A 2304-nucleotide genomic window follows, 5' to 3' on the forward strand; every position below is an offset into this window, starting at 1 on the left:
TTTTTGTAGTTCTTCTGATAAATTAAGATTAGACCTCTGGCAAAAGTTCAAAACTCCTACTTTGATAGTTCCTTACCTGACCAAATTTAAACACCAGGAATGTTATATTTTTTGAGACAATTTTAATTGTCTTATAGCAATGAATTTGTTAAATATATTTGCTGTCCTCCTAAAAGCTACCACTCAGAACAAACTCAAGCAAAATTTTCTAAAATTAGAAGTCAGAAGTAAAAATTAAAAGTAAAATTTTCTGAAAAATTTCTGAGGGATGAGTTCATATTTATGAGTTTCCTAGATCGTGCTGCGCATTCATTTCGCGTAGGGAAACAAGCGCAGCAATAAAAGTTTCTATTAACTATTTTATCAGTGGCAAAAATATTAGTTAAATTATCAGCATTCAGCCGTCAGCTAACAGCTTTGAGTTATTAACTTATTATCATAGCAAAGAAGGAATTAGCCTCTAAAGTAAGTTAAAAAGTTATGTTTGCGTAGCATTCCGTAGGAAATAAAATTGGTCATCAGCCAACCTTATAATTGCTTGATTCTTTACAAAAGCTGTCTGCTGAATGCTAATAGCTGAATGCTTACGTTAAATTACTTTTGTTTTGCTTGTAATTTTTCTAAAGCTTGATGAGCGCTCCATAAATCTGGTTTAAGTTCAATAGCTTTTTTGAGAGAAGATATTGCTTGTTCATCTAAGCCTAAATTTGCCAAAGCTTCACCCAAATGATAATGTACAACCTCCGAATTTGGATAAAGTTCAATAGCCTGACGATAAGAAGAAATAGCCTCATTCCATCTTTCTAACTTTGCTAAAGTATACCCTAATTTATGGTGCAAATCAGCAGCAGTAGGATTAAGACTTACCACCCGACGATAAGCAGAAATAGCCTCATCAAGAAATCCTTGTTGTTCCATCATTTCTGCTAATTTCAGATGAGACTGAATTACAGTTTTATTCTTTTCCTGTTTTCTCGCCAATGCTTCCTGTAGATGCTGATTAAACTGTTGATTATCTGGATTAATTTCGACAGCTTTCTGATAACAATTTATCGCCTCATCCCACTTTTGCATTTCTGTTAATGCTTCTCCCAACTGGTCATAAACTATTGCCGAATTGGGATTAATTTTGATAACTTCACGATATTCAACCACAGCTTCATCCCACTGTTTTAGTTGGGCTAAAGCATAAGCCAAGTGATGATGAATTATTCCTGAATTTGGATTAAATTCAATTGCATTTTGATAGGCAGCAACAGCTTCTTGCCAACGTTGCAGTTTGGCTAAAGCTGTTCCTAAATGATGATAAATTTCTGCATTTTTGACATTTAGAGAGATAGCTTGCATACAAGCATTAATAGCTTCATCCCACCTTTGTAAGTTAGTTAAAGCAGAGCCAATATAATAGTAAGCCTCTGCTAAATGGGGGTCTAACTCCAGAGCTTGATTGTAATAAATAATTGCTTGTTCTATTTGACCAGCATTTTGTAGAACCTTGCCTAAACCTAAATGATATTCTGATAAATAGGGATTAATTCCAATAGCTTGATTGAAACTTTCTATAGCTTCATCCCACTGTTGTTGACTTGCTAATGCTTTACCTAAATATTGATAAGTTAAAGTTGTATTGGGGTCGATTTCAAGAGCGCGACGATAAGTAACTATCGCCTGATCAAATAATTCTTTTTTGGCTAAAGCTAATCCTAAACTCTGGTAAAAATTGGCAAAATCTGGATTAAGTTCAATAGCTTGACGTAGATAAATAATTGCCTCATCAAACCTCTTAAGTTTAATCATAATTTCTCCTAAGTTATAGTAAGACCAGGGAGAATTTTTCTGTAGTTGAATTGCTTGGTGATAGATATTTGCTGCCTCCTCTAAATTTCCTTGTAAACTGAGAGTTTCTCCTAGGTTTTGATAACCTACTACTGATTTAGGATTAAGTTTAATTACTTGGCGGTAAGCATCAGCAGCTTCGGCAAAGTTACCTTGCCTTAATAATTTATTCCCAAGATGAAGATAGTTAACACTGTTTTCTGTTGCTGTTGTTGACATTGTTGTGTAAAATTTCCTTGATTTAATATTGATAATTCGGGGTTGAGCTATCTTGCTCATTACCTCTTGAGATCCTACAGTATTTGGTATTCCTAAATATGAAAGAATATTGGTTGCTAAATCTCTTGTATTGTTAGAAGGGTAAGAGGAAATGAAATTTATATGACCTAGTTAACATCATAGAGGAAATGTTATCCTAAAAATTAATATAGAAGTTAAAAGTGATTGACAAATGTGCATGAATAATGG

General features: G+C 33.7%; 1 protein-coding gene. It reads right to left on the reverse strand.

The features are described 5' to 3' along the window. Positions 1-594: 594 nt before the first annotated feature. The gene (locus AFK68_RS01215) at positions 595-2055 is read right to left on the reverse strand and encodes a tetratricopeptide repeat protein (RefSeq protein WP_168186273.1); all 1461 of its coding nucleotides are present in this window, start codon (positions 2053-2055) and stop codon (positions 595-597) included. Positions 2056-2304: the final 249 nt, after the last annotated feature.

The sequence above is a fragment of the Hydrocoleum sp. CS-953 genome (genome assembly GCF_002260545.1).
Classification (GTDB): Bacteria; Cyanobacteriota; Cyanobacteriia; order Cyanobacteriales; family Microcoleaceae; genus Trichodesmium.